The organism is Pseudomonas sp. BF-B-15, assembly GCF_019946675.1.
Taxonomy (GTDB): domain Bacteria; phylum Pseudomonadota; class Gammaproteobacteria; order Pseudomonadales; family Pseudomonadaceae; genus Aquipseudomonas; species Aquipseudomonas migulae.
The window spans coordinates 1-1378 of the sequence record NZ_JAGYFZ010000213.1 but is presented as its reverse complement, the minus strand read 5'-3'; the positions used below and the strand labels follow the sequence as shown (position 1 = coordinate 1378).

General features: G+C 63.7%; 1 protein-coding gene. It reads right to left on the bottom strand.

The window, feature by feature from the left end:
• Positions 1–72: 72 nt before the first annotated feature.
• Positions 73–1302 carry a Zn-dependent hydrolase gene (locus KGA97_RS29420; protein WP_223481984.1) on the bottom strand — a complete coding sequence of 410 codons (1230 nt, stop codon included), beginning with the start codon at positions 1300–1302 and terminating at the stop codon, positions 73–75.
• Between the last annotated feature and the right edge of the window lie 76 nt (positions 1303–1378).

Genomic DNA, 1378 nt, shown 5'->3' with positions numbered 1-1378 from the left:
CGGTGTGTCAGTCAAACGTCGATGTTGTGCTGACGCCTTCGCGGGCAAGCCTCGCTCCTACAGGGATCGGGTTTATTCAGTTCTGCCGGCGCGGGACAGCACGGCGTTGAGCAGCACGTCGGTGCCTTGCCGCACGTCTTCCGGCAGCACGTCTTCGGCTTCGTTATGACTCAAGCCGCCGACACACGGGATGAACACCATCGCCGTCGGGCAGAACCGCGCCAGGTGAATCGCGTCATGCCCGGCACCGCTGACAATCGATTGCTGAGCGTAGCCCAGGGCATCCACAGCGTGTTGCACCGCCGCCACGCAGTCCGCGTCAAACGGTGTCGCCGGGCTGATCCAGTGCGGGGTGATCGTCAGGTTGAGGCCGCGACCGTCAGCAATCGCCTGCAGCCGCGCACGCACTTGCTGTTCCATCGCGTCGATGGCGTCGTCGCGGTGATGACGCAGGTCGACGGTAAAATTCACCAACCCCGGAATGGTGTTGCGCGACGACTTGTTGATGCTCAACTCACCAACGGTGGTCAGGCCCTCCGGGGCGAAATCGGTGGCCAGACTCTCAATCGCCTGAATCATCCGCGCCACGCCGTACAGCGCATCCTTGCGCAGGGGCATCGGCGTAGTGCCTGCGTGAGCGGCCATGCCTTCGACCCGCACGTCGAGCCAGCGAATCGCCTGACCGCCGCTGACCACGCCGATGCTCTTGGCGTTGTCTTCAAGGATCGGACCTTGTTCGATGTGGGCTTCAAAATACGCATCCACCGCGCTGCCCAACGGACGCTCGCCGGCATAGCCGGTACGCTTCAGCTCATCACCGACGCTGATGCCATCGGCATCACGCACCGCCAGCGCCGCGTCCAATTGCATGATGCCGGTGAACACCGCCGAGCCAAACATCGCCGGGGTGAAGCGCGCGCCTTCTTCGTTGGTCCACACCGCCACTTCCAGCGGCTTGCGGGTCTGGATACCGAGGTCGTTGAGGCAGCGCACCACTTCAAGGCCGGCGAGCACACCGTACACGCCGTCGAAGCGTCCGCCTTCAGGCTGGGTGTCGAGATGGCTGCCCATCATCACGGGCGCAGCGTCCGGGTCCGTGCCGGCGCGGCGGGCGAACAGGTTGCCGATGGCGTCCACGCTCAGGGTCATGCCGGCTTCGCGGCACCAGTGGGCAAACAGTTCGCGACCGGCCTTGTCTTCATCGCTCAAGGCCAGGCGGCAACTGCCGCCACGGGCGGTGGCGCCGATTTCGGCCATCGCCATCAGACTCGCCCACAGGCGTTCGCCATTAATCTTCAACATAAGATCCTCCAAGACAATTCAAATCCCTGTAGGAGCCGGCTTGCCGGCGATGGGTCCTTCAAGACATGCACTAATC

Coding starts and splice junctions, on each gene's coding strand:
- KGA97_RS29420 (WP_223481984.1), bottom strand. CDS start 1,302: ATGTTGAAGATTAATGGCGAACGCCTGTGGGCGAGTCTGATGGCGATG.